The following is a 3,133-nucleotide window of genomic DNA, read 5'->3' as shown; positions in this document are numbered from 1 at the left end:
GTTGCGGCATCCCGGGCAATTCCGGGTCGCGGCGATGATGCGGAGTTCGGCCTCGTGCCGCTCGAGCAGGTCCTGGCCATGCGCCTCGGTATAGTAGCGCCCGGCCTCGGTCATGGCGGCCTGCACCTCTTCGGGCAGCGACTCCCAGCTGTCGCGATTGACGGCGATGGCGCCCGAGAAGGCGACGCCCATCCGCACCCGCGTGACGAAGGGTGCGACCTCGTAGATCCGCGCGGGCAGCACGCCCAGCGCAAGAGACAGGACGCCTTGCGACACCCCGGTCTGGATGTCGGTGTAGTAGGTCGTCAGCGACCCGTCGACGGCGTTCGCCCCCGTGCCCCTGAGCCAGTTGGCGAGCGCGCCCGGCGCCGAGATCTTCATCCCGTCGAGATCCGCGATGCTGTCGATCGGCTCGGCGGTGTAGATGTCGTAGCCATCGGTGCCGGTGAGGCCCAGCACCACGAGGTTGTACTGCGACCACTCCTCGGCGAAGGCGGCGTTGTTCTCGAGAAGATCCCACATCACGTCGAGCTGCGCCGGCGGATTGCTGGTGGTGAACGGCGTGTAGCTCGAGACCTGGCTGAGCGGCAGTTGCCCGCCCTCCAGCATCGAGAACACCCAGCCCACGTCCGTGATCCCGTCCTCGACCGAGCTCAGCGTCGCGTTGGCACGGTAGAGCTGGCCGCCGAAGGCCTCCTGCCACTCGATCCGGTAGGTGCCCGTCTCGGCGAGGATCTCGTCGGTGCGCGCCATGAAATGGGTCTGCATCATGCCGACCCACGGGATCGTGGTGGGATGGCTCGAGGCGATGGTCAGGCTGATGGTTTCCTGCGCGGCGAGCGTCGTGGGCACGGCCACCGACCCCGCCAGAGCGAAGGCGAGCAACTTCTTCATCTGTCTTGTCCTCCCAAGGATCGCGGCCTCCTCGCCGCATGTCCCGCGCCCCGCCTCCCCGCGCGGCGCGGATGCCGTCGTCAGGGCGCCTCGTCCTCCACGCCGTTGGACAAGGTGCCTACATTGGTGATCTCGACCTCGACGCTCATGCCCGGCTCAAGGAAGAGCTGCGGCTTGCGGTGGTTGCCGACGCCGCCGGGCGTGCCCGTGGCGATCACGTCGCCCGGCTTCAGCGTCGTCACCGTCGAGGCATAGGCGATGAGTTCGGGGATGCCGATGGCCATGTCGGCGATCGGCGTGTGCTGCTCGACATTGCCGTTGACGCGCGTGGTCAGGCTCTGGGCCGTGATGTCGCCCGCCTCGTCCGGCGTCACGATCCAGGGCCCGAAGGCGCCCGAGCGCTCGAAGCTCTTGCCGGGCCAGAATTGCGTCGTGTGGTTCTGGTAGTCGCGGATCGAGCCGTCGTTGAAGCAGGCATAGCCCGCGATGTGGTCCCAGGCGTCGGCCTCGGCGATGTGGCGGCCGGGCCTGCCGATGATGACGGCGAGTTCGCCCTCGTAGTCGAACCTGTGGCTGGCCGCAGGGCGGATCATCGGGCTGCCGTGGCCCACGACACTGTCGGGATAGCGCGTGAAGATCGCCGGCTTCTCGGGCTTGGCCCGGCCCGTCTCGAGGATGTGCGGCAGGTAGTTCAGCCCGATGCAGAGGATCTTCTCCGGCTCGGGGATCGGCGGCAGGAGCGACACCTCCGACAGCGGCATCTCCGGGCCACGGCCGGCAAGCTCGGCCACCGCGTCCGCCGCGATGACCGCCTTGAGGTCGGCGTAGCGCTCCGACAGTTCGGCGCTCGCGTCCCGCAGTGTCGTCCCGTCGGTGGTGCCGTAGCCACGGTTGCCGTCCCGCCGCTCGAATGTGATCAGCCGCATCGTCTCTTTCGCCCCGCCTATCCCTTGACCGCCCCGATCCGCGCGAGGAACGCAACCAGCGTCTCCTCCGCGAACCCGAGGATCGCCTCGTCCTGAAAAACCCCGTCGACGACCTTCTGGTTGGCGAAGGGCACGACGATCTCCTTGGCCGCGAAGACCTCGGCCAGCATACCGTTCAACACGTATTTCAGATGCGCCTGCGCGCGCACGCCACCCATCGCCCCGCCCGAGGTCGTCGCCACGAAGCAGGGCTTGCCCCTGAACACCGACCCGTAGGCCGGTCGGGATGCCCAGTCGATCGCGTTCTTCAGGACCCCCGGCATCGAGTAGTTGTATTCCGGCGTGACGAAGACAAGCCCGTCCGCCGCGCGGACCGCCTCCACGAACGCGGCGACATGCGGATCGCCGGTGACGTCCGCGTTGTAGTGCGGCAGCGACCCGATCTCGGCGAAGGCCACGTCGGCCCGGTCCTCGACGCGGGCGGCGAGCGCGCGGGCCATGGCGCGCGCGGAGGAGGCGGCACGCAGGCTGCCCGCGATGAAGAGGAGCCTCGCCATGCCTCAGCCCGCCTTCCGCTTGCGCAGCTCGGCGCGGATCTCGTCGCCGTGCTCGTCGAGGACGGGCGGCGCAAGCACCCCGGTCTCGGCGGCGCCGTCGAAGTTGTAGGGCGGGCGCACCGTCGTGAAGGTGCCGAGTTCGGAAGACGGCGCGCTCACCTTGATGCCGAGGTGGACCGCCTGCGGATCCTCGAGGGCCTCGTCCGAATCGTAGGCTGGCGAATGCGGCACCTCGTTCTCGAGAAGGCTTGCGCACCAGGCGTCGCGCGTCCGTTCCCGGAACACGGGCGTCAGGATGTCGATGAGGTCGTCCTGGTGGCGGATGCGGTCCAGCCGCTCGGCGAACCGGGGGTCGTCCGCAAGATGCTCCTGCCCGGTTGCGCGCAGCATTCCTTCCCAGAACTTCGGCGGCGAGGACATGTGGATCGCCACCCATTTCCCGTCCGCGCATTCGAAGGTGTAGCTCTGCGAAACGACCGGACGCGAAAGCGGGCCCATGACCTCGCCCACCGAATAGTAGTGGGTGAAACTGTCGAGGTTGAAGTGGCACATGGCCTCGAGCATCGAGATGTCGATGCGGCGGCCCTTGCCCGTCTTCGACCGCTCGAGCAGCGCGGAGAGACAGGCCATGGCCGCATACTGGCCGGTCACGGCGTCCGCGATCGCGGGACCGATGACGCGCGGATTGGCGGGCGGCGTCAGGAGCCGGAGGTAGCCGGAAGCCGCCTGCGCGACGGTGTCGTAGGCGGGACGGTC

General features: G+C 68.5%; 4 protein-coding genes. All 4 read right to left on the bottom strand.

Annotated features, from left to right (window positions below; translation table 11 throughout):
• The coding region (locus tag ACTS11_RS10510; protein WP_442640264.1) for a C4-dicarboxylate TRAP transporter substrate-binding protein at positions 1-894 on the bottom strand (894 nt) is incomplete at its 3' end.
• An 80-nt stretch (positions 895-974) separates the two neighbouring features.
• On the bottom strand, positions 975-1,820 hold the full coding sequence (locus ACTS11_RS10505; RefSeq protein ID WP_442640263.1) for a fumarylacetoacetate hydrolase family protein: 846 nt from the start codon (positions 1,818-1,820) through the stop codon (positions 975-977).
• A gap of 17 nt (positions 1,821-1,837) precedes the next feature.
• Positions 1,838-2,377, bottom strand: coding sequence for an NADPH-dependent FMN reductase (locus tag ACTS11_RS10500; protein ID WP_442640262.1), 540 nt, complete (start codon positions 2,375-2,377; stop codon positions 1,838-1,840).
• A gap of 3 nt (positions 2,378-2,380) precedes the next feature.
• A partial coding sequence (locus ACTS11_RS10495; RefSeq protein ID WP_442640261.1) for a CoA transferase occupies positions 2,381-3,133 on the bottom strand: 753 nt, incomplete at its 5' end.

It is taken from the genome of Roseicyclus sp. (assembly GCF_052168335.1).
GTDB lineage: Bacteria > Pseudomonadota > Alphaproteobacteria > Rhodobacterales > Rhodobacteraceae > Roseibacterium.
The sequence above is the reverse complement of the archived record's forward strand: the minus strand, read 5'-3'. Positions and strand labels throughout refer to the sequence as shown.